Annotated in this window: 18 protein-coding genes; 14 read left to right on the top strand and 4 right to left on the bottom strand. The window is 70.5% G+C overall.

The genetic code is table 11. From position 1 onward, the window contains the following. Positions 1 to 14: 14 nt before the first annotated feature. Complete coding sequence (locus ACWIHY_RS17680) at positions 15 to 1,247, top strand: GNAT family N-acetyltransferase (RefSeq protein WP_454376557.1); 1,233 nt, start codon at positions 15 to 17, stop codon at positions 1,245 to 1,247. A gap of 69 nt (positions 1,248 to 1,316) precedes the next feature. Here ACWIHY_RS17680 and ACWIHY_RS17675 read toward each other — a convergent pair whose 3' ends face one another. Beyond that, a complete protein-coding gene (locus ACWIHY_RS17675) occupies positions 1,317 to 2,123 on the bottom strand; it encodes an Fpg/Nei family DNA glycosylase (RefSeq protein ID WP_454376556.1) in 807 nt (268 codons plus the stop codon). Between the two features lie 320 nt (positions 2,124 to 2,443). Further along, a complete protein-coding gene (locus tag ACWIHY_RS17670) occupies positions 2,444 to 2,932 on the bottom strand; it encodes a ribose-5-phosphate isomerase (protein ID WP_454376555.1) in 489 nt (162 codons plus the stop codon). 181 nt (positions 2,933 to 3,113) lie between these two features. On the opposite strand from ACWIHY_RS17670, the gene ACWIHY_RS17665 reads away from it, so the two are divergent. Continuing rightward, positions 3,114 to 4,592 carry an amino acid permease gene (locus ACWIHY_RS17665; RefSeq protein WP_454376554.1) on the top strand — a complete coding sequence of 493 codons (1,479 nt, stop codon included), beginning with the start codon at positions 3,114 to 3,116 and terminating at the stop codon, positions 4,590 to 4,592. 79 nt (positions 4,593 to 4,671) lie between these two features. On the opposite strand, the gene ACWIHY_RS17660 is transcribed toward ACWIHY_RS17665, so the two are convergent. Further along, positions 4,672 to 5,274 (bottom strand): biotin transporter BioY, encoded by a 603-nt coding sequence (locus ACWIHY_RS17660; RefSeq protein ID WP_454376553.1) that lies wholly within the window; start codon positions 5,272 to 5,274, stop codon positions 4,672 to 4,674. A gap of 284 nt (positions 5,275 to 5,558) precedes the next feature. Here ACWIHY_RS17660 and ACWIHY_RS17655 point away from each other — a divergent pair, with 284 nt between their 5' ends. Together ACWIHY_RS17655 and ACWIHY_RS17650 are read left to right on the top strand one after the other, a co-directional pair. Further along, complete coding sequence (locus tag ACWIHY_RS17655) at positions 5,559 to 6,932, top strand: amino acid permease (RefSeq protein WP_454376552.1); 1,374 nt, start codon at positions 5,559 to 5,561, stop codon at positions 6,930 to 6,932. A 120-nt stretch (positions 6,933 to 7,052) separates the two neighbouring features. Beyond that, the gene (locus ACWIHY_RS17650) at positions 7,053 to 8,687 is read left to right on the top strand and encodes an amino acid permease (protein ID WP_454376551.1); all 1,635 of its coding nucleotides are present in this window, start codon (positions 7,053 to 7,055) and stop codon (positions 8,685 to 8,687) included. Between the two features lie 159 nt (positions 8,688 to 8,846). On the opposite strand, the gene ACWIHY_RS17645 is transcribed toward ACWIHY_RS17650, so the two are convergent. Then, a complete protein-coding gene (locus tag ACWIHY_RS17645; RefSeq protein ID WP_454376550.1) occupies positions 8,847 to 10,349 on the bottom strand; it encodes an FGGY-family carbohydrate kinase in 1,503 nt (500 codons plus the stop codon). Positions 10,350 to 10,497: 148 nt separating this feature from the next. Here ACWIHY_RS17645 and ACWIHY_RS17640 point away from each other — a divergent pair, with 148 nt between their 5' ends. The 10 genes from ACWIHY_RS17640 (at position 10,498) to ACWIHY_RS17595 (ending at position 21,570) form a co-directional block, all read left to right on the top strand. Further along, a complete protein-coding gene (locus ACWIHY_RS17640; RefSeq protein WP_454376549.1) occupies positions 10,498 to 11,916 on the top strand; it encodes an ABC transporter substrate-binding protein in 1,419 nt (472 codons plus the stop codon). 7 nt (positions 11,917 to 11,923) lie between these two features. After that, positions 11,924 to 12,883: a carbohydrate ABC transporter permease gene (locus ACWIHY_RS17635; RefSeq protein ID WP_454376548.1), complete on the top strand. Its 960-nt coding sequence runs from the start codon at positions 11,924 to 11,926 to the stop codon at positions 12,881 to 12,883. Continuing rightward, positions 12,880 to 13,722 carry a carbohydrate ABC transporter permease gene (locus ACWIHY_RS17630; protein WP_454376547.1) on the top strand — a complete coding sequence of 281 codons (843 nt, stop codon included), beginning with the start codon at positions 12,880 to 12,882 and terminating at the stop codon, positions 13,720 to 13,722. Before ACWIHY_RS17635 ends, ACWIHY_RS17630 begins: the two co-directional genes overlap by 4 nt. After that, positions 13,722 to 14,858, top strand: a complete 1,137-nt coding sequence (locus tag ACWIHY_RS17625; protein ID WP_454376546.1) for an ABC transporter ATP-binding protein — start codon at positions 13,722 to 13,724, stop codon at positions 14,856 to 14,858. The genes ACWIHY_RS17630 and ACWIHY_RS17625 overlap by 1 nt, the downstream gene beginning before the upstream one ends. Continuing rightward, positions 14,855 to 15,709 carry a DeoR/GlpR family DNA-binding transcription regulator gene (locus ACWIHY_RS17620; RefSeq protein ID WP_454376545.1) on the top strand — a complete coding sequence of 285 codons (855 nt, stop codon included), beginning with the start codon at positions 14,855 to 14,857 and terminating at the stop codon, positions 15,707 to 15,709. The genes ACWIHY_RS17625 and ACWIHY_RS17620 overlap by 4 nt, the downstream gene beginning before the upstream one ends. After that, a complete protein-coding gene (locus ACWIHY_RS17615) occupies positions 15,702 to 16,793 on the top strand; it encodes an ABC transporter ATP-binding protein (RefSeq protein WP_454376544.1) in 1,092 nt (363 codons plus the stop codon). The genes ACWIHY_RS17620 and ACWIHY_RS17615 overlap by 8 nt, the downstream gene beginning before the upstream one ends. Beyond that, positions 16,790 to 17,803, top strand: coding sequence for a 2-hydroxyacid dehydrogenase (locus tag ACWIHY_RS17610; protein ID WP_454376543.1), 1,014 nt, complete (start codon positions 16,790 to 16,792; stop codon positions 17,801 to 17,803). The genes ACWIHY_RS17615 and ACWIHY_RS17610 overlap by 4 nt, the downstream gene beginning before the upstream one ends. Positions 17,804 to 17,855: 52 nt before the next feature. Then, complete coding sequence (locus tag ACWIHY_RS17605) at positions 17,856 to 19,304, top strand: FGGY family carbohydrate kinase (protein ID WP_454376755.1); 1,449 nt, start codon at positions 17,856 to 17,858, stop codon at positions 19,302 to 19,304. A 430-nt stretch (positions 19,305 to 19,734) separates the two neighbouring features. Further along, complete coding sequence (locus ACWIHY_RS17600) at positions 19,735 to 20,832, top strand: glycerophosphodiester phosphodiesterase family protein (RefSeq protein WP_454376542.1); 1,098 nt, start codon at positions 19,735 to 19,737, stop codon at positions 20,830 to 20,832. Positions 20,833 to 20,928: 96 nt separating this feature from the next. Then, on the top strand, positions 20,929 to 21,570 hold the full coding sequence (locus ACWIHY_RS17595; protein ID WP_454376541.1) for a superoxide dismutase: 642 nt from the start codon (positions 20,929 to 20,931) through the stop codon (positions 21,568 to 21,570). Positions 21,571 to 21,988 lie beyond the last annotated feature (418 nt).

Genomic DNA, 21,988 nt, shown 5'->3' with positions numbered 1-21,988 from the left:
GGTAGGCATGGCATATGACCACCGAATTACGCGTGTTGCAGGCGAGCGAGTGGGACGACTGGCTCGAGGCGGTCGAACTCGCTTTCGGGGGCGTGGCGCAGAGCGCGGAGGAGCGGGACTTCGACCGCGCGGTGACCGATCCGGCCCGGAGCCTGGGCGTCTGGGACGGGGAGCAGTGCGTCGGCACGGCCAGCGCGTTTTCCTTCCGGCTGTCCGTTCCGGGCGGCGCACTGGTGCCGGCTGCCGGGGTGAGCCTGGTGAGCGTCGCGACGACGCACCGGCGGCGCGGGGTCCTGACCGAGATGATGCGACGCCAGCTCTATGACGTACGGGAATGGGGCGAGCCGCTCGCGCTGCTCACCGCGTCGGAGCCCGCGATCTACGGCCGCTTCGGGTACGGCGCCGCGACGCAGCAGCTGTCGGCCGAGATCGACACCGCGCGGGTGCGGCTGGAGGTGCCGGCGGGCACGGACGACGTACGGCTCAGGTTCGCGAAGCCGGCGGACGCGCGGGACGCCTGCGAGACGGTGTACGCGCGGAACGTACCGGACCGGCCCGGGATGCTCGCGCGCCGGCCGTACTGGGACCGGATGCCGCTGCTCGACCCGGAGAGCGATCGCGACGGTGCGTCGCCCCTGCGGTGCGTGCTGGCCGAGCGCGCGGGTGACGTGGTGGGGTACGCCCGTTTTCAGTTCAAGCCGGAGTGGAGATGGGCCGGCTCCGACGGCGCGGTCGTGCTGCGCGACCTGGAAGCGCTCGACCCGGCGGCGAACGCGGCGCTGTGGCGCTTCCTCTTCGACATCGACCTGACGTCGAAGATCCGGATGCGGAACCGGCCGGTGGACGACGCCTGGCAGCACCTTGTCTCCGACATCCGGCGGTGCGAAGTACGGCTGCGGGATTCGTTGTACGTGCGGCTGGTGGGGCTGGGGGCGGCGCTGGAGGCGCGTGCGTACCAGGCGCCGGTGGATGTGGTCTTCGAGGTGACGGACACGTTCTGCCCCTGGAACGAGGGGCGCTGGCGGCTCACCGGCGACGCCAAGGGGGGTGCGTCGTGCAAGCGTACGGACGAGGCCGCTGATCTCGAACTGTCCGTACGGGAGTTGGGTGCGGCGTACCTCGGCGGCGTCAGCCTCGCCTCGCTGGCGGCGGCGGGGCGGGTGCGGGAGCTGCGCCCGGGTGCGCTGGCGGAGACGTCCCTTGCCTTCGGCGCCACGGTCGCGCCGTGGCTTCCGCACGGGTTCTGATCTCCCCCGGACGCAGTGCCCCGTACCCCCGTCCGGGGGACGGGGTGTGGACCGGCACCTGCCCCACGGTCAACCCTGACAGCCCGGGCACCAGAAGAGGTTGCGGGCGGCGAGACCGGCGGTGCGGATCTCGCCGCCACAGATGTGGCAGGGCAGGTTCGCCCTGCGGTAGACGTAGACCTCGCCGCCGTGGTCGTCGACGCGTGGCGGCCGGCCCATCGCCTCGGGCATGTGCTCGGGGCGGACGGTGTCGATGCGGTTGTTGCGTACTCCCTCGCGCATGAGGACGGCCAGGTCCGCCCAGATCGCGTCCCACTCGCCGCGCGTGAGGTCCTTGCCCGCGCGGTACGGGTCGATGCCGTGCCGGAAGAGGACTTCGGCGCGGTAGACGTTGCCGACGCCCGCGACGACCTTCTGGTCCATGAGGAGCGCCGCGACGGTGGTGCGACTGCGGGAGATGCGCTGCCAGGCCCGGTCGGGGGCGGCGTCGGGGCGGAGCGGGTCCGGGCCCAGGCGGTCGTGTATCGCCTGCTTCTCGCCGTCGGTGATCAGGGCGCAGGTGGTGGGGCCGCGCAGGTCGGCGTAGTGGCCGGCGTTGAGGAGGCGGAGGCGGACCGTGTCGGTGGGCGGCGGGGCCGGGGTCGCTCCGAAGCCGAGCTTGCCGAAGAGGCCGAGGTGGATGTGGACCCAGCCGGTGTGCTCGAAGCCCAGGAACAGGTGCTTGCCGTGCGCGTCGGCGGTGGCGAGCAGCGTGCCGTCCAGGAGGGCCGCGCTGTCCGCGAACTTGCCCTGCGGGCTGGTGACGCGTACCGGGCCGCCGACGAAGCGGGCGCGGTGGTCGTCCGCGAGCCGGCGGATGGTGTGCCCCTCGGGCATGCGTCTGCGTCTCCTGCGGGTGTCGCGCGTTGCTGCTGGGCTGTGCGGAGGGCGGGTGCGGGGGCCTCGGGGTCGGTGCCGCGCCGTGGCGGCTCCTCAGGCGTCGAACGTTCGGGTACCGCGTTGTTCCGTTCGCGGTGGTTGCGTTCAACGCCCTGCGGGGGGCGCCCCGGCACGTCCCCTCCTGGCCCCGTGAGGAGCGGGCCGGGGGGCGTGCCCTGTCCTGCGAGTACCGCCCTGGCGCACCGTGGGGTGGTGGGCGTCGCTCCATCCCCGCACCGCGTGGCTTGTTCGGCGTCGCGGTGCGAGGGCGGGACGGGTTACGGCTGCTGCGGGTGGTGGGCCGGGATCGGGGGGAGGTCGCCGGTCTGCTCGTACGCGGCCAGCATGTCGATGCGGCGCTGGTGGCGCTCCTCGCCGGAGTACGGGGTGGCGAGGAAGATCTCCACGAACTTCGTCGCCTCCTCCTGCGTGTGCATCCGGCCGCCGATCGAGATGACGTTGGCGTCGTTGTGCTCACGGCCGAGCGCCGCCGTCTGCTCGCTCCAGGCCAGCGCGGCGCGTACGCCCTTGACCTTGTTCGCGGCGATCTGCTCGCCGTTGCCGGAGCCGCCGATGACGATGCCCAGGCTCTCCGGGTCCGCGGCGGCCTTCTCCGCGGCACGCAGGCAGAACGGCGGGTAGTCGTCCAGGGCGTCGTAGATGTGGGGGCCGCAGTCGACGGGCTCGTGCCCGTGGGCCTTCAGCCACTCGACGAGATGGTTCTTGAGTTCGTATCCGGCATGGTCGGAACCGAGGTACACGCGCATGTGACGAGTGTGGCACGGGGGCGCCCGGGTAGCTGTCGCCGGGGTGACCGTCGGGTGCGCGTCGGGGGACGTGCTGCGGATTTCGTACAACGATCCGGAATCGGGTCTTCCGTCCTGCGTCACTTCCCGCTTGAATGCCATGGCTCGTAACCCGAGTGCCCCAAGAAGCTAAGGATTGTGCATGAGCGCCCAGCCGACCCTTGCGAAGGCAGGCGGAAGCCCCGTAGAACCAGGGAATCCGCAGTCCTCCGACGGTCTCCAGGCCGGTCTCAAGAACCGCCATTTGTCCATGATTGCCATTGGCGGCGTCATCGGCGCCGGCCTCTTCGTGGGATCCAGCGGCGGCATCGCGGCCGCCGGTCCGGCGATCCTCCTGTCGTACACACTCGTCGGCGCCCTCGTCGTCTTCGTCATGCGGATGCTCGGCGAGATGGCCGCCGCGAACCCGACGTCCGGCTCCTTCTCGGCGTACGCGGACCGCGCGCTCGGGCGCTGGGCCGGGTTCTCCATCGGCTGGCTCTACTGGTTCTTCTGGGTCGTGGTGCTCGCCGTCGAGGCGACGGCCGGCGCGAAGATCCTCGAAGGGTGGATACCGGCCGTACCGCAGTGGGGCTGGGCGTTGATCGTGATGGTCGTGCTGACCGCCACGAACCTGGTGTCCGTCTCGTCGTACGGCGAGTTCGAGTTCTGGTTCGCGGGGATCAAGGTCGTCGCGATCGGCGGCTTCGTGATCATCGGCCTGCTGGCCGTCTTCGGCGTGCTGCCCGGCTCCGACAACCCGGGTACGGGATTCGCGCATCTGACGGACAGCGGCGGGTTCTTCCCGCACGGGCCCGGCGCGATCCTGACCGGTGTGCTGATGGTCGTCTTCTCGTTCATGGGCAGTGAGATCGTCACGCTGGCCGCCGGCGAGTCGTCGGACCCGCAGCGCGCCGTGACAAAGGCCACGAACAGCGTGATCTGGCGCATCGGCGTCTTCTACCTCGGTTCGATCTTCGTCGTGCTGACGCTTCTGCCGTGGAACGACAAGTCGATCCTGAAGGACGGCTCGTACGTCGCCGCTCTCAACTCGATCGGCATCCCGCACGCCGGTCAGATCATGAACGTCATCGTGCTGACGGCTGTGCTGTCGTGCCTGAACTCCGGGCTCTACACCGCCTCCCGCATGGCCTTCTCGCTCGGCCGGCGCGGTGACGCGCCGAAGGCGTTCGCCCGTACGAACAAGCAGGGTGTTCCCACGGCGGCGATCCTGTCGTCCGTCGCCTTCGGCTTCGTCGCGGTGTTCTTCAACTACAAGTGGCCCGACACGGTGTTCGCGTTCCTGCTGAACTCCTCGGGCGCGGTGGCGCTGTTCGTGTGGCTGGTCATCTGCTTCACGCAGCTGCGCATGCGCGGCATCATCCTGCGCGAGGCGCCGGAGAAGCTGATCGTGAAGATGTGGCTCTTCCCGTACCTGACGTGGGCGACTGCCGCGATGATCACCTTCGTGATCGTCTACATGGCGTTCGACGACGCGGCGCGCGAGCAGGTGCTGCTGTCGCTGCTGGTGGCGGCCGTGGTCGTGGCCATCGCGTTCGTACGCGAGAAGCTGCGGCGCGGCAAGGACGCCGCAGCCGACGCCGAGCACAGTGGCGTCGAGGACTCGGTCGGCTCGCTGTAGCTCCGAGCAGCCGGACATACGGAAGGGCCCGCACCTCGCCTACGAGGTGCGGGCCCTTCCGCGTCATGTACGAGCGGACTCAGCCGCGGTCGCCGATCAGCTTCCACGCCGTCGGCAGCGCGCCCATCGCCAGCGCGGCCTTCAGCGCGTCGCCGATCAGGAACGGGACCAGGCCCGCCGCCACGGCCGCGCCGAGCGACATACCGGTCGAGAAGGCGAGGTACGGCACGCCGACCGCGTAGATGACGGCCGAGCCCAGCACCATCGTGCCGGCGGTGCGCAGCACCGAGCGGTCGCCGCCCCGGCGGGCCAGCGCGCCCACCACGGTGGCGGCCAGCAGCATGCCGAGTACGTAACCGAAGGACGCGCCGCCCGCGCCCGAGGTACCGCCCGCGAACCACGGCACGCCGGCCATGCCGACCAGGGCGTACAGCGCGAGGGAGAGGAAGCCGCGGCGGGCGCCGACGGCCGTGCCGACGAGCAGTGCCGCGAAGGTCTGGCCGGTGACGGGGACCGGGGAGCCCGGGACCGGTACGGCGATCTGGGCCGCGATGCCGGTGAGCGCGGCGCCGCCGAGCACCAGGGCCGCGTCGCGGGCGAAGGCCCGGGCGGCGGTGGTGGTGGACGGCAGCAGGTCGGCGAGGACCGCTCCGGTGCGGGCGGGGGCGGCAGCAGTGCTCATCGGGACTCCGCGGAGGATGGGGGCGTGGACACAAAGGACCTCGTGACCGTAGCCCAGGGGCCAACGAGCGATCACCGTCAGCCGCCGACAAAGCGGAGGTTGGCGCAGTGGTGGGGTTCACACAAAGAGCGGACGGTAATCCCGTGATTGCGTGATGCTCGTCACTGAGGTCCGGGGCCCGGACGGCCGTTTTGCGGAGAAGGGGCGGGCTCGGCGAGACTGTAGGTTCCTGCCAAATGGCACGTGAGAAATTCCCTTGAACGTTTTCTAGAGCTGCGAGCGACATGCAAGACGCCACGGCCGAGCCCCTCGCCCACGGGCTCAAGCAGCGCCACCTGACCATGCTCGGCCTCGGCGGGGTGATCGGTGCCGGTCTGTTCGTCGGCTCCGGCGCCGGGATCGCGGTCGCGGGCCCCGGGATCGTCCTCTCGTACCTGATCGCGGGCGCGCTCGCCATGCTCGTCATGCGCATGCTCGGCGAGATGTCGGCGGCGATGCCCGCGTCCGGCTCGTTCTCGGTGCATGCCGAGCGGGCGCTCGGGCGGTGGGCGGGTTTCAGCGTGGGATGGCTGTACTGGTTCCTGCTGGTCGTGGTGCTGGCGGTGGAGGCGACGGCGGCGGCGCAGATCGCGCACGGCTGGGTGCCGGGCATCGCGCAGTGGGCCTGGGTGCTGATCTTCATGGTGGTGTTCACCTGCGCAAACCTCGCGGCCGTCAAGAACTTCGGCGAGTTCGAGTTCTGGTTCGCCGCGCTCAAGGTGGCGGCGATCGTGCTGTTCCTCGGGCTCGGGCTGCTGGCGATCTTCGGAGTGCTGCCGGACACGGAACCCGTCGGCCTCACCCACCTGACCGGTGAGGGCGGCTTCCTGCCGAACGGGTGGGACGGCGTCGTCTCGGGCGTGCTCACCGTGGTCTTCGCATTCGGCGGCCTGGAGGTCGTCACGATCGCCGCCGCCGAGACCGAGGACCCGGCCCGCAATGTCGCCCGTGCGGTACGGGCCGCCGTGTGGCGCATCCTCTTCTTCTACGTCGGGTCGATGCTGGTCATCGTGACCGTCCTGCCCTGGACCGCACAGAAGGCGGGGCTCAGCCCGTACGTCACCGTGCTGGACGCGATCGGCGTCCCGGCCGCCGGGCAGATCATGAACATCGTGGTGTTCGTCGCACTTCTGTCCGCGCTCAATGCCAATCTGTACGGGGCCTCGCGCATGGTCTTCTCGCTCGCGGAGCGCGGTGAGGCGCCGAAGGGGCTGCTCAAGGTGTCGGGAGGCGAGGGCGGTGGGGTTCCGCGCCGGGCCGTGCTGGCCTCGGTCGCCTTCGGGTTCGTCTCCGTACTCCTCAATCTCCTGTGGCCCGACACCGTCTTCCTCTACATGCTCAACGCCGTGGGCGCGGTGCTGCTGTTCGTCTGGGGGCTCATCGCCGCGTCGCAGCTGCGGCTGCGCCGGCGGATCGAGCGTGAGGCACCCGAGACACTGACGCTGAAGATGTGGGGCTTCCCCTGGCTCACCTGGGTCACGCTGGCCGGGCTCGGCGGCGTACTCCTTCTGATGCTCACCGATGACGCGGCGCGGCCGCAGTTGCTGTGGTCGGCCGGGGCGACCGGGGCGGTGTTGCTGGTGGCGATGGTGAGGGAGATGCGTGCGCGGCGTGCGTGAGTGTTCACAAGGTGTGAGCGTGGTGTCCGTATAGCGGTCAGGTGTTCCCCGTGAGCGGTGCGCGTACTCAGACTGTGGCGTCTGTTCCCCCCGGTCTCAGCTACTGAACAGGGCACACCCATGTCTCGGACTTCCGCGCCGGCGCCTGTCGAGGATGCCGGCGCCGCCGACACCGCCGACACTGTCGGCACTGTCGACAACAAGGTCGACTCGCCGCTCACGCACGGACTCAAGCAACGCCACCTGTCGATGATCGCCCTCGGCGGTGTCATCGGCGCGGGACTCTTCGTGGGGTCGGGCGCGGGTATCGCCGCCGCCGGTCCTTCGATCATCGTCGCGTACGCCATATCCGGTCTGCTGGTCATGCTCGTGATGCGCATGCTCGGCGAGATGTCGGCCGCCAATCCGGCCTCCGGTTCCTTCTCCGTACACGCGGAGCGCGCGATCGGGCCGTGGGCGGGCTTCACGGCCGGCTGGGCGTTCTGGTTCCTGCTCTGTGTGGCCGTCGGCCTCGAGGGCATCGGCGCCGCGAAGATCATGGTGGGCTGGTTCCCGGACTCGCCCGAGTGGGCGTGGGTCGCCCTCTTCATGCTGCTGTTCTGCTGCACGAACCTGGCGGCCGTGAAGAACTTCGGCGAGTTCGAGTTCTGGTTCGCCGCGCTCAAGGTCGGCGCGATCACCGTCTTCCTCGGCATCGGCGCCCTCGCGATCCTGGGCCTCCTGCCCGGCTCCGACACGCCCTCCCCCGGCGCGGAGAACCTCACGGGCATCGGCGGCTTCATGCCGAACGGCTCCGAGGGGCTCATCGTCGGACTGCTGGCCTCGGTTTTCGCGTACGGCGGCCTGGAGACGGTCACCATCGCGGCGGCCGAGTCCGAGCGTCCGGTCGAGGGTGTCGCCAAGGCCGTGCGTACGGCGATGTGGCGCATCGCGATCTTCTACATCGGGTCGATGGCGGTCATCGTCACGCTCGTACCGTGGAACGACAAGGCCGTCGTCGCGAAGGGTCCGTACGTCGCGACCCTCGACCACCTGGGGATCCCCGCCGCCGGTCAGATCATGAACGTGGTCGTGCTGATCGCCCTGCTGTCGGCGATGAACGCGAACGTCTACGGCGCCTCGCGCATGGCCTGCTCGCTGGTTTCGCGCCGTCAGGGCCCGAAGGCGCTCGGCGCGGTCTTCAGCGGTGTGCCGCGCATCGCCGTGCTGGTGTCCTCGGTGTTCGGCTTCGTGTGCGTGCTGCTGAGCTACTGGCGGCCGAACGACATCTTCCAGTGGCTGCTGAACATGATCGGCGCGCTGATCCTGGTCGTCTGGATCTTCATCGCCGTCTCGCAGCTGCTGCTGCGGCGCCGGACCGAGCGCGAGGCGCCGGAGAAGCTCGTCGTGAAGATGTGGTTCTACCCGGTCCTGACGTGGGTGGCGCTCGCGGGAATGGCGGCGGTCTTCGTCCTCATGGCGCGTGAGGAAGGGACGCGGCTGCAGCTGTACTGGAGCGGTGGGCTGACGCTGTTCCTGGCTGTGGTGGGGTTTGTCCTGCAGATGGTGCGGGAGCCGGAGGTGGTTGCCGGTGGCGGTGCCGGGGCGGCGGTGGCTTCGGTCTCCGATGCCGATGCCGACGTTGACGCCGAGGCGGGCCCGGTTTCTGTTGCCAAGGCAGACGCCGGTGACGAGCCCGAGGCCAGTGCCGAGGCCGAGGCCGAGGCCGAGGCCGAGGAGCCTGCCGGTGATGCGGGCGCGGGCAAGAGCGACTGAGCGAACCTTCGCTGTGTGAACGGACCCTCTGGCCTCGCGGCCAGGGGGTCCGCGCGTGCTTGCGGCTCTTTTTCCGGGGCTCCGCCCCAGGCCCCTGTCCTCAAACGCCGGACGGGCTGGATGTGCCCAAACGGGGAGGGCCCGCCGGTTTTCGTCCGGTCACTTCTCCAGTCTTGCCAGGGCGTGGGACGCCACCGGCTTCGGTAGCCAGCCTCGTTGTTCCAGTTCGTCGACCAGGCGGGCGTACGGGTCTGCGAACGCCGCCGTGCGGGACGGGCGGGGGTCCAGGACCTCCCGGATGCGGACCATGCCGTCCGCTGCCCCCGACAAGTCGTCCGCCTCCCCCGCCCCGTACGCCGCCAGTACCGCCATGCCCAGGGCCGGTTCGGTCTGTTCGGGGATGCGGGACGGGCGGCCCAGGATGTCGGTGCGCAGGCGGTTCCAGTACGCGCTGCGTGCCGCGCCGCCGGTGAACGTGAGGGGGCCGTCGACCGGTGCGCCCAGGTAGTGCAGGTAGTCCAGGCACAGGCGTTCCGCGTAGCCGATGCCCTGGAGCAGCGCTGCCCACCGGTCGCCCTCCGACGTACCGCCGCCGATGACGAAGGCGGTGGCGTCCGGGGCGCGGAAGGGGAAGCGCTCGCCCTGGGATGTGAGGGGGTAGGCCAGGCAGACGGACGGCTCGTGGCGGGCCGCCAGGCGGTCCAGACGGGCCGGGTCCGCGCCCGGGAACGCGGCAGTCAGGGCACCCGCGCCCACACTCGACGCGCCGCCCGGGAGCCAGTTGCCGTCCGGGGAGCGGTGGTTGTAGACGATGCCCGTGCTGTCGTGGACGGGGACGGCGGCTACACCCTTGAGGACGAGAGTGGTGCCGAGTACGGAGTTCCAGGAGCCGATGCGCAAGGCACCCGAGGCGATCTGGGCCGCGCAGCCGTCCGTCATACCGGCGACGACCAGGGTGCCGGTGGGGATGCCCGTCTCGGCCGACGCGGCCTCGGCGACGGTGCCCAGGCGGGTTCCGGGGCGTACGACGTCGGGGAAGAGGGTGGTCGGCAGGCCGAGGAGGGCGAGGGCCTCCTCGGGCCAGCTGGCGCGTTCCAGGTCGTAGCCGGTCTTCAGCGCGTGGCTGGAGTCGGTGGCGACCGGGCCGCCGGTGAGCCGTGCGGTCACCGCGTCGGCCTGGTGGGCGATGCGCACCGGGCGGCGCCCTGCCACGGTTCCGTCGCGGCGCCGGGCCAGCCAGAGTGCCTTCGGCAGGCCCCAGCTCGGCGGTACGCCCGCCTCGTCGGCCTCCGGTGCGGCGCGCCCGTCGTCGTACATCAGGCCGGGGGTGATCGGCCGGCCGTACGGGTCGGTGAGGAGGACCGTGCCCGAGGTGGAGCAGACCGCCAGCGCGCGGAGTCTGCGCGCCGGTACGCCGGTGAGCGCGGCCCGGGTCGCGGCGCAGACGGCCGCCCACCAGTCGCCGGGGTCCTGCTCGTGGCGCACACCGGTGCGCCGGCCCGTCAGCGGCGCCGAGCCACTGCCCAGCAGGTGTCCGCGGGTGGTCGCGACCACCGCCCGGACGCTCTGCGTACCGAGGTCGATGCCCAGCCATGCTGCGTCCTTGACGGACTTGTCGGACTCGTGGGACTGGTGGGACTCGTGAGACTCGTCGGACCGCACACGATCCTCCCGCGCGTATCGGCGCCGCCTGTGAACTTCTCACTGTGCACCGAGATATTCCGTTGCGCGAGGGATTGACGCCCAACTACCGCTGTTCCAAGCTCTGTTAACCAATCGACTGCACGTGTTGGCGGAGGTCGGGATGGACATGCGCGTACATGACCGGCGGCGGTTCCTCGCCCTCACGGCGGCCGCATCGGCCACCCCGCTGCTGAGCGCCTGCGGCGCCGGCTTCGGAAGCGACGAGAACAAGAACGGCGGCGGGTCGGCGGCCGACGACGTCACCGGCTCCTTCGACTGGAAGAAGGCGAAGGGCAAGACGGTCAAGGCGCTGCTGAACAAGCACCCTTACACCGATGCGCTGATCGCCGATCTCAAGTCGTTCACCGAGAAGACAGGCATCAAGGTCGAGTACGACGTCTTCCCCGAGGACAACTACTTCGACAAGCTCACCGTCGATCTGTCCAGCGGCCGTGCTTCGTACGACATCTTCATGCTCGGCGCCTACATGGTCTGGCAGTACGGGCCGCCGGGGTGGCTCGAGGACCTCGGCCCGTGGATGAGCAACTCCTCGGCGACCGGGGCCGAGTGGGACCAGAGCGACTTCTTCCCGAATCTCCTCCAGGCCGACCAGTGGTCGCTCAAGGCGGGTGCCCCGCTCGGACAGGGCGGGCAGTACGCGCTGCCGTGGGGCTGGGAGACGAACGTCGTCGCGTACAACACCGAGGTCTTCAAGAAGCTGGGGCTCAAACCGGCCGAGACGTTCGACGAACTGCGCGAGGTATCCGGCGCGATCAAGCGGAAGGCGCCGGGCGCCGGTTTCGACGGGATGTACGGCGTCGCGGTGCGCGGGTCGCGGAGCTGGGCGACGATCCACCCGGGCTTCATGACGATGTACTCGCGCTACGGGCTCAAGGACTTCACGGTCGACGGCGGGAAGATCAAGCCCGCGATGAACACCCCGGAGGCCGTCGCCTTCACCCAGGACTGGGCGGAGATGGTCAAGAAGGGCGGGCCGCCGTCCTGGACCTCGTACACCTGGTACCAGTGCTCCAGCGACCTCGGCGCGAAGAAGGCCGGGATGCTCTTCGACGCCGATACGGCCGCCTACTTCCAGGCGGTGAAGGGCGCCTCACCCGCCTCGGGGAAGATCGCCTTCCATCCGGGGCCGAAGGGGCCCGACGGGTCGCTCGCCACGAACATGTGGATCTGGTCGCTGGGCATGAACGCCAAGAGCAAGAACAAGCACGCGGCCTGGCTGTTCCTGCAGTGGGCGACCGGCAAGGAGCATCTGCGCAAGGCGGCGATCGAGGGCAACCACATCGACCCGGTCAGGAAGTCCGTCAGCCAGGACGCGGCGTACAAGGACAAGATGAAGGGGCTGGAAGGCTTCATCGAGACCTTCGAGACGGTCGTCGACGAGACGAAGATCCAGTTCACGCCGCAGGAGCAGTTCTTCGACGCGACGACGAGCTGGGCTGCATCGCTCCAGGAGATCTACGGCGGCAAGAACGCCACGTCGGTTCTGAACGGCCTGGCGAGCGACCTGGCTTCGAAGGTCGGGTGACAGCCCGATGTCCTCGTCCCTCAGCGAGACCGGCCACGGGGCGGCCTCGCGCGAGGGGGGCCGGCCGCCGGCGCGTGTGGTTCCGCGCTGGCGGCGGTCGCTGCGGCCGTACCTGCTGATCGTCCCCGCTCTGCTGCTCACCGGCGGGATCCTCTATCCCTTCGGACTCGGGCTGTACTACACGGTCTTCGACTTCGCTGCGAGCAAGCCCCAGCCGGACATGGTCGGGCTGGAGAACTACCGGCGGATCTTCAGCGAATCGTCCTTCTGGGACTCGGCCTGGGTGACGGTGCTGTACGCGGTGGGAGCGGCGGCCGTCGAGACCGTGCTCGGGGTGGGTGTGGCGCTGCTGCTGCACCGCTCGACGCGGGTCGGACGCGTACTGGAGAAGATCCTCATCCTGCCGCTGATGATCGCGCCCGTGATCGCCGCAATCATGTGGAAGCTGATGCTCCAGCCGAGCGTCGGTGTCATCAACTACCTGCTGAAGCCTTTCGGGATGGGTGGGGTGCAGTGGACGGACACCCCGTCCGGCGCGCTGCTGTCGTCGATCGCGGTGGACGTGTGGGTCTACACGCCGTTCGTGGCGATCCTTGCGCTGGCCGGACTGCGGTCGCTGCCCGTATCGCCGTTCGAGGCGGCGGCGGTGGACGGGGCCGGGTGGTGGTTCACGTTCCGGAAGCTGACGCTGCCGATGCTCTGGCCGTACGTCCTGGTGGCGGTGATCTTCCGGTTCATGGACTCGCTGAAGGTCTTCGACATCATTTACGCCCTGACCGAGGGCGGGCCCGGTGACTCGACCGTGGTGCTCCAGATCCGGGCGTACCTGGAGGCGATCCGCTTCCAGCGGTACTCGTTCGGGATCAGCTACATGATCGTGCTGTGGGCGGTGGTGTACCTGGTGACGATGGTGCTGGTGCGCTATCTCGGCGCGATCCAGAACCGGGCGGCGGAGGTGCCCAAGTGAGGCGCGACCTGAAAAACAGGCTGATCGCGATCGCCGCCGACGGGGCGCTGATCCTCTACTTCGTCTTCGCGCTCTTCCCGATCGCCTGGATGATCATTCTGTCGCTGAAGCCGGCGAACGAGCTGTTCAGTACGTACTTCTCGTTCACGCCCACCCTCGACTCGTACAGGACGGTCCTCGGGGCGGGGAACGACGAGGGAGTGCCGTTCCTGCGGTTCTTCGTCAACAGCCTGGTGGTGTCGCTGGGGGCCGTGGGGCTGTCTCTCGTGATCGGGCTGCCCGCCGCCTACGCGGCGGCAAGGTGGCGGTTCCGGGGCTCGGAGAATCTCATGTTCACGCTGTTGTCGTTCCGGTTCGCACCCGAACTCACCGTGATCATCCCGCTGTTCGTGCTCTACCAGAAGCTCGGGCTGTTCGACACGTACGTCGGCATGATCTGGGTGCTCCAGCTCGTCACACTGCCACTGATCGTCTGGATCATGCGCTCGTACTTCTCCGACCTCTCCCCCGAGCTGGAGCAGGCCGCGCTGCTCGACGGCTACACGAGGAAGCAGGCCTTCTTCAAAGTCGCGCTGCCGCTGGTCAAGCCGGGCATCGCCGCTGTGTCGCTGCTCGCCTTCATCTTCGCCTGGAACAACTTCGTCTTCCCGCTGATCCTGACGTCGTCCGAGGCCCAGACGGTCACGGTCGGCGCCCTCTCCTTCCTCGGCGGCGACCGCCCCAAGTACAACCTGACGGCGGCGGCCGCCCTGGTGTCGGTGATCCCGCCGCTGCTCCTGGCGCTCACCATCCAGCGGTATCTGGTGCGCGGGCTCTCCTTCGGGGCGGTGAAGTCCTGATGAGCTCCGCGATCTCGCTGCGCGGCATCCACACGTCGTACGGGAAGCACAAGGCGCTCGACGGTCTCGAACTCGACGTACGGGAGGGCGAGTTCTTCTGCCTGCTCGGGCCGTCCGGCGCCGGGAAGACCACGACCCTGAAGACCGTCGCGGGGCTGGAGCAGCCCCAGTCGGGAACGGTCTCGATCGACGGCACCGACATGACGGGAGTCGAGCCGTACGACCGGGGCGTCGCGATGTGCTTCGAGTCGTACGCCCTCTACCCGCACCGCAGCGCGTACGACAACCTCGCGTCCCCACTCCGCTCCCCCCGCTACAAGCTGCCCGCCGCCGAGGCGCGCGAGCGCGTCGGCGCCATCGCCGACCTCCTCGGCATCGGCGCGCTCCTGGAGCGCCCGGTGGGCCGGCTGTCCAACGGGCAGCGCCAGCGGGTCGCGCTCGGCCGGGTCCTGGTGCGGCCCGCCCGCGCGTTCCTCCTCGACGAGCCGCTGTCCCACCTCGACGCCAAGCTCCGCCAGGCGATGCGCGCCGAGCTCAAGGCCATCGGCGCGGTCCGGCGCACCACGACCCTGTACGTCACGCACGACTCGGTGGAGGCGCTGGCGCTCGGCGACCGCATCGGGGTGATCCGGGACGGCAGGATCGTCCAGACGGGTACGCGCGAGGAGATCTGGCACCAGCCGCACGACACCTTCGTCGCCCGCTCCTTCGGCAAGCCCCGCATCAATCTGCTGCCGGGGACCCTCACGGGCCACCGCACCTTCCTGTCCGCCGACCGTTTCTTCGAGATCCCGCTGACCTCGCCGGACGCACCGCCGGTACGGTCCGTCGTACCCGGCGCCGCCGTGCAGATCGGGGTGAGGCCGCGCGATCTGTCGCTGGGCTCCTCGGCCCTCGGGCCCGGCGGCATCGAGCTCATGGGCACCGTCTACATCACCGAAGTCCTCGGCCGCGCCACCGAGGTCACCGTACGGCTCGGCGCACAGCACCTGTCGCTGGTCGTGCCGCGCGCGGACGCCGCCGGGCTGCGGCCGGACGCACCGGTGAGGCTGACCGTACGGCCGGAGAACCTGCTGCTGTTCGGGGCGGACGGTGCGGACGGGACGGACCGGCCGGGGCGAAGGATCACCGCATGAGCGACGGCCGGCGGGAGCGCGGCCCCGCACCCCGGCAGGCGGCCATCGCCGAACGGGTCCTCGCGGCGGGCTCGGCGACCGCCGCCGAGCTGGCCGAGCGCTTCGACGTGAGCCTGATGACCATCCACCGCGACCTGGACGAGCTCGAACGCCAGGGGCTGGTACGGAAGTTCAGGGGCGGGGTGACCGCCCAGCCGTCCGGCGTCTTCGAGTCGAACGTCGCGTACCGGCTCAAGACGATGCGTGCGGAGAAGGCAGCGGTCGCCGAGTACGCGCTGACGCTGATCGAGCCGGGCATGGCGGTGATGCTGGACGACTCGACCTCGACGCTGGAGATAGCGCGCCGGCTCGGTCCCCGCTCCGTCACGCCGCTGACCGTCGTCACCAACTTCCTCGAAGCGCTGACTCTGCTGTCGGGCGAGCGCGGCATCCACCTGATGGCGCTCGGCGGCGACTACGATCCCCTGCACTCGTCGTTCCTGGGCGTCTCCTGCGTGGAAGCCGTCCAGCTCCTCCAGGTCGACATCTGCTTCACGTCGACGTCGGCCGTCTCCGGCGGCTTCGCCTACCACCAGGAGCAGCACATCGTCTCCGTCAAGCGGGCCATGCTCGACTCCGCCGCGAAGAACGTTCTGCTGCTCGACCACTCCAAGCTCGGCCGGGTCGCCCTGCACCGCCTCGCCCCGCTCTCCCGCTTCGACCTGGTACTGGTCGACGACGGGGCGTCGGCGGAGCTGCTGCGCGACCTCGACGAGCACAAGGTCCCGTACGAGGTGTGCCCGACGGCTGCGGCGGTCGCGGCCGCCACCGGGGCTGGGGACGCGGCGACGGGAGGCCCGAACCATGACTGAGCTGGCGCTGCGCGAGCTGTGCAAGACGTACGTCTCCCGGGGCCGCCCCCCGGTGGAGGCCGTACGGGGCATCGACCTGGAGCTGCGCTCCGGTGAGCTGCTCGGCCTGCTCGGCCCTTCCGGCTGCGGCAAGTCCACCACCCTGCGGATGATCGCGGGCCTGGAGTCGGTGACCGCCGGGGACATCCTCGTCGGCGGCGACTCGGTGGTGAGGATCCCCGCCCAGCAGCGCAACATCGGGGTCGCCTTCGAGAACTACGCGCTCTACCCGCCGCTCACCGTCGCCGACAACCTCGGTTTCGGGCTCGCGGCGCGCGGCAGGCCCCGCCGGGAAGTGGCTTCGCGCGTACGGGACATGGCCGAGCGGATCGGTCTGACGGAGCTGCTCGGCGCGCGTCCGGGCGGGCTGTCCAGCGGCCAGAAGCAACGGGTGGCCCTGGCGCGGGCGCTGATCCGCGAGCCGGACGTACTGCTGCTCGACGAGCCGCTCTCGCACCTGGACGCGGCGCAGCGCGACACGACACGGCGTGAACTCAAGCGCATCCAGCAGGACTTGGGGCACACCACCATCCTGGTCACGCACGACCAGGAAGAGGCGCTGTCGCTGGCCGACCGCATCGCCGTGATGAAGGACGGCGTCATCCAGCAGCTCGGCACGCCGTACGAGATCTACGACAGTCCGGCGAACCTCTTCGTGGCCGACTTCGTCGGGGAGCCCGCGATCAATCTGCTGCCCGGGGTCGTCGAGGCCGACGCGCGGGTGCGTCTCTCGGACAGCGTGCGGCTGGCCGTTCCGGTGCGCCTGGTGGTGGGGCGGGAGGTGGTCCTGGGGATCAGGCCGGAGGATCTGCGGTTCGCGGAGCCGGACGAGGACCCGCACGCCTCCGTAAGGGCGAGGGTCAGCGCGCACGAACCGCTCCTGGAGTCGGGTATCGCCACGCTCGCCCTCGACGCGGTGGCCGAGCCCCTCGTCGTACAGACCGGTCCCGAGGTGCGCCTCGACCGGGACGAAACCGTGCGGGTGACCGCGGACCCGCAGCTCACGCATGTCTTCGACGCCGAGACAGGAGAGGCTCTGCGATGAAAATCCTGGCAGCCGGTGACCACTTCGTCCTCAACTCACTGATCGGAGAGGCCGTGGACGCCGCCGTCACCGCGTCCCCCTTCGAGCTGACCGAACTCACCCTCCCCTGGCCGCTGGAACCCTTCACGAAAGTCGCCGAGGTCGACGAGGCGAGCGACTGCGAGGACGCGCTGATCGAGGCGCTTCGCGATGTCGAGGTGTGCGTGACGCAGATGGCGCCGTTCACGGAGCGCGTGCTGGAGGCGTCCCCCGCACTGCGGCTCGTCGTCGTCTGCCGCGGCGGCCCCGTCAACGTCAACGTGGAGGCGGCGCGGGCACGCGGTGTGCAGGTGTGCTTCGCGCCGGGCCGCAACGCGGCCGCCACCGCCGAGTTCACCGTCGGGATGATGCTGGCCGCGATGCGCCGCATCCCGGAGACCCACGACTCGCTGGCACGGCGCGGGGTCTGGGACGGCTCGTACTACACGTACGACCGGTGCGGGCCCGAACTGGAGGACACGCGGGTCGGGCTGATCGGTTACGGCGCGGTCGGCAGCCGGGTCGCCCGGGTGCTGTGCGCGTTCGGTGCGGAGGTGGAGGTGTACGACCCGTACGTGCGCGGCGATGTGCACGGCGTACGGGTCGCCTCGCTCGACGCGCTGCTGTCCCGGTCGCGGGTCGTCACCCTGCATGCGCGCCTCACGGACGAGACCCGCGGCCTGATCGGCGCGCGCGAGCTGGGCCTGCTGCCGCGCGGGGCCGTGCTGGTGAATGTGGCGCGGGGGCCGCTCGTCGACACGGACGCGCTGTGCGACGCGCTGGAGAGCGGCCGGTTGGCGGGGGCCGCGCTCGACACGTACGAACAGGAGCCGCTGCCGGCCGACGCGCGGCTGCGGGGCGTGCCCGGCGTGGTGCTGACGCCGCACCTGGGCGGGGCGAGCCGCCAGGTGGCGGAGAAAGCGGCGCGGATCGCGGCGGCCGAGGTGGCGCGGTACGCCGCCGGAAGCCCTCTGGCGCACTGCCTGACCTGATCTGTCGCGGGACTTGGCCTGTGACCTGACCTTGAGGAGGTCGCCCGGGATGTTGTACGTCGGAATCGATGTGGGCACGTCGATGGTGAAGGCGGCGGCCTTCGACGCGTCGGGACGGCAGGTCGCGGTCGAGTCCCGCCCCGTCGCGCTCGACATCCGCGGCGGCTTCGTCGAACAGGACATGGAGGAGGTGTATGCCGCGGTCGTGGAGGTCCTCGCGACACTGACGGCGGGGCTGCGGGGCCCGGTCGAGCTGGCCGGGCTCACGGGCCAGGGCGACGGGGTGTGGCTGGTGGACACCCAGGGGCGGCCGGTGCGGCCCGCCATCTCCTGGATGGACGGCCGGGCGGCCGAACTCCTCGACGAGTGGATGGCGTCGGACGTCTTCACCGCCGTCTTCCGGCGCACGGGCAGCGCGATGTTCCCGGGCTGCCCGGGTCCGGTGCTGGGGTGGCTGGACCGGCACGAACCGAAGGCGCTGGATGCGGCCGCCACGGCCCTGTACTGCAAGGACATGGTCTTCCAGCGTCTGACGGGGGTGCGGGCGACGGACGTCTCGGACGCGTCCATGCCGTTCCTTGACCCGCGGACCCGGACGTACGACGACGAGACCCTGACCCTGCTGGGCCTCGGCCACCGGCGCGGGCTGCTCGCCCCCGTCGCCGACCCCGTCGCGGTGGGCGAGACGCGTGGCCCCGGCCTGCCGGCCGGAACCCGGATCGCGGACGGCCCGTACGACCTGCCCGCGTGCGCGCTCGGCGCGGGAGTGACGCGGCCCGGGGACGGGCTGCTGATCATCGGCACCTGCCTGGCGTCGCTGGTCGCCACGGACGTACTCGACCTGGAGGGCGGCGAACCGGCCGGGCTCCACATCTCGACCGACCGGCAGGGCCAGTGGCTGCGGGCGATGCCGGCGATGGTGGGCACGGCGGCGCTGGACTGGGTGCTGAGGACGACGGGCGTGCGGCACGACGAGGTCGACACGCTGCTGGAGACGACACCGCTGGGGTCGAACGGGGTGCGGGTGCTGCCCTACTTCGCGCCGTCGGGCGAGCGCGCGCCGTTCGTGGAACCGAGGCTGCGGGCGGAGCTGACCGGCGTGTCGCTGGAGACGTCGAAGGGCGACCTGGTCCGGGCGACGTGCGAGGGCATCGCTTTCGCCGCCCGCCACTGCCTGGAGGCGGCGGGCCTCACCGGCGACCTGGCGGTGTGCGGCGGCGGGACGCGCTCCCCGGCCTGGCTGCGCCTGTTCGCCGACGTACTGGGCCGCCCGCTGCGTGTGGTCGAGGGCGAGGTGGGGGCGCGGGGCGCGGTGATGGCGGCGGCGGAGCGGTACGGCGTGGAACTGGACGTGCCGTCGTGGACCCGCCCGACGACGGTGGTCGAACCGGACGCGGGACGGGCGGAGCGGTACGAGGCGGCATACGCGGCGCACCTGGCCCGGTTGGCGGAGGCGCGGGGGCGGGCGCGGGGCGAGGCGGGAGGGGAAGCCGGACGGTGAGTTTCCCGTGCCCGGGCCTCCCGTGCCCGCGCCGGCCGTGTCCGCGCCGCCCGTCGCCCGTCGTACCCCTGGGTGGCTCCGCCAAGTGCTGGGGCGCGGCGGGGTGCCGCTGTACGGGAGACGGGGCGGCGGCGGCTGGCTGCCGAAGGCCCGGGGCTTCGGGGGCTTCCGGCCTCCGGGCCTCTGGGGCTCTGGGGCTCCGGGGCTCCGGGGCTCCGGGGCGGCCCCGCCTGGCACCGCGGGTTCGGAGGCGGGCCGGGCCGACGCGCCCCGCGGAGCCCGAGTGAACCTCGCGTGGCCTCCGACCGGCCACCGCGTGAAAGGGGGCCGTACGCGCCCCGGGACTGACACAAGGCGCCCTATCGTGCACTCGCCGCCCCCCAGGCCCCCCCAGCCCCCAGCCCCCAGCCCATCTTCCAGGGAGACTCGTATGCCCGCACAGCCGAGACGCCGATCCGTACTCCTCGCCGCCGGCGCCGCCACCGCCGCATCGGCCATCGCCGCAATGCCCGCCGGGAGCGCGGCGGCAGCCGATGAGCGGCCGCGGCGGCGCAAGGGGCCCGTGGTCATCGGGCACCGCGGCGCGGCGGGGTGGCGCCCCGAGCACACGGCCGCTTCGTACACCCACGCGGTCCAGAGCGGCGCCGACTGGATCGAGCCCGATCTCGTACCGACCAAGGACCACGTACTCGTCGTACGTCACGAGAACGAGATCTCCGGCACCACGGACGTCGCCAGGCACCCGGAGTTCGCGTCGCGCCGTACGACGAAGACGGTGGACGGCCGGTCCGTCACCGGGTGGTTCACCGAGGACTTCACGCTCGCCGAGCTGAAGACCCTGCGAGCCGTGGAGCGCCTGCCGCTGGTCAGGAACAGGAACACGGTCTTCGACGGCCGTCTGGAGGTCATGACCTTCCAGGAAGTCGTGGACCTGGCACGGAAGTTGTCGAAGCGGTACGGGCGCACGATCGCCGTGTTCCCGGAGACGAAGCACCCCACCTACTTCCGTTCGATCGGCCTCCCGCTCGAGCCGGAACTCATCCGCGTCATCCGGCGCAACCGGCTGGATGCCCACGAGTGCGTCGTCCAGTCCTTCGAGCCGTCGAGCCTGACGCGCATCGCGGAGGCCCGGCTGCGGCTGCCGCTGTGGCAGGCGCTGGGGACGACGGGCGGACCGTACGGCCACCCGGCGACATACAAGGAGATGATGACGCCGGCCGGTCTGGCCCGGATCGCGGAGTACGCCGACTGGATCGGCCCGGACAAGTCGTCGGTAGTGGCGCCTTCGCCGCTGCTGGCGGACGCGCACGCGGCGGGGCTGAAGGTCGGGGCGTACACCTTCCGCTGCGAGAACCAGTTCCTGCCCCTGGAGTTCCGCCGGGGCACCGCGCCCAACGACTTCGGTGACGTCTTCGGGGAGTACGCCCTGCACTACGGGCTCGGCGTCGACGCGGTGGTGACCGACTTCCCCGACCTCGCGGTGATCGCGAGGGACGCGGCTGCGTCGAGGGAGAGCGCCGGGTCCTAGGACCAACGGACGACCGGAGGCTGATCATCTCCAAGCCCTTCTGCTGCTAATCTGCACTTGCATATAGGTCGCAATAAGCAGTCGGAGGGCTCGGACATGGCCATGTACACACTTCCTGAACTTCCTTACGACTACGCGGCGCTCGAACCGGTCATCAACCCGCAGATCATCGAGCTGCACCACGACAAGCACCACGCGGCGTACGTGAAGGGGGCGAACGACACCCTCGAGCAGCTCGAAGAGGCGCGCGACAAGGAGTCGTGGGGTGCGATCAACGGGCTGGAGAAGAGCCTGGCGTTCCACCTCTCCGGCCACATCCTGCACTCCATTTACTGGCACAACATGACCGGCGACGGCGGCGGCGAGCCGCTGGAGAAGGACGGCGTCGGTGAGCTCGCGGACGCGATCTCCGAGTCCTTCGGCTCTTTCGACAAGTTCAAGGCCCAGCTCACCAAGGCCTCCGCGACGACCCAGGGCTCGGGCTGGGGTGTGCTCGCGTACGAGCCGGTGAGCGGCCGTCTGATCGTCGAGCAGATCTACGACCACCAGGGGAATGTCGGCCAGGGGTCGGTCCCGATCCTGGTCTTCGACGCCTGGGAGCACGCGTTCTACCTTCAGTACAAGAACCAGAAGGTGGACTTCATCGAGGCGATGTGGAAGGTCGTCAACTGGCAGGACGTGGCGAAGCGTTACGCCGCCGCGAAGGAGCGTGCGTACAACCTGCTGCTGGTGCCGTAGGGCACGCGCACACACGCAGGCACGCAACCGCACGCGCAGGCACGCACGCCAGGCACACGCTCAAACACAAGAACGTCCTGCTCGTGATCGTCTTCTCAACCTTCACTTGCAGGCAGATGAAACGGCCGGCCCCCGCGAGGACGTGACTCGCGGGGGCCGGCTGCGTTCGGGGTGGGTGGGGTGGAGGGTGGGCGGGGTGGAGGTCGGCGGGGAGCGGGGCTTCGGCGGTCCTGGGGCTGCGGTTGCTTCTGGCGTGGGGGCCGCCTTGGCTAAGGGTGGCGGCCCCGGGGGGAGCCCACGGGTCAAGCTCGGGGAGTGGTTGCTGGTGCGTTGCCGGACGGCGGGTGTGTGAGTGGGGCGCGCTCCGCTTCGGGGGCGGTGCGGCCCCTGGCTCAGCGGGTGCGGGAACGGTCGTTGG

It is taken from the genome of Streptomyces sp. NPDC055287, assembly GCF_053646035.1.
This window is presented reverse-complemented; position numbering and strand designations above follow the sequence as displayed.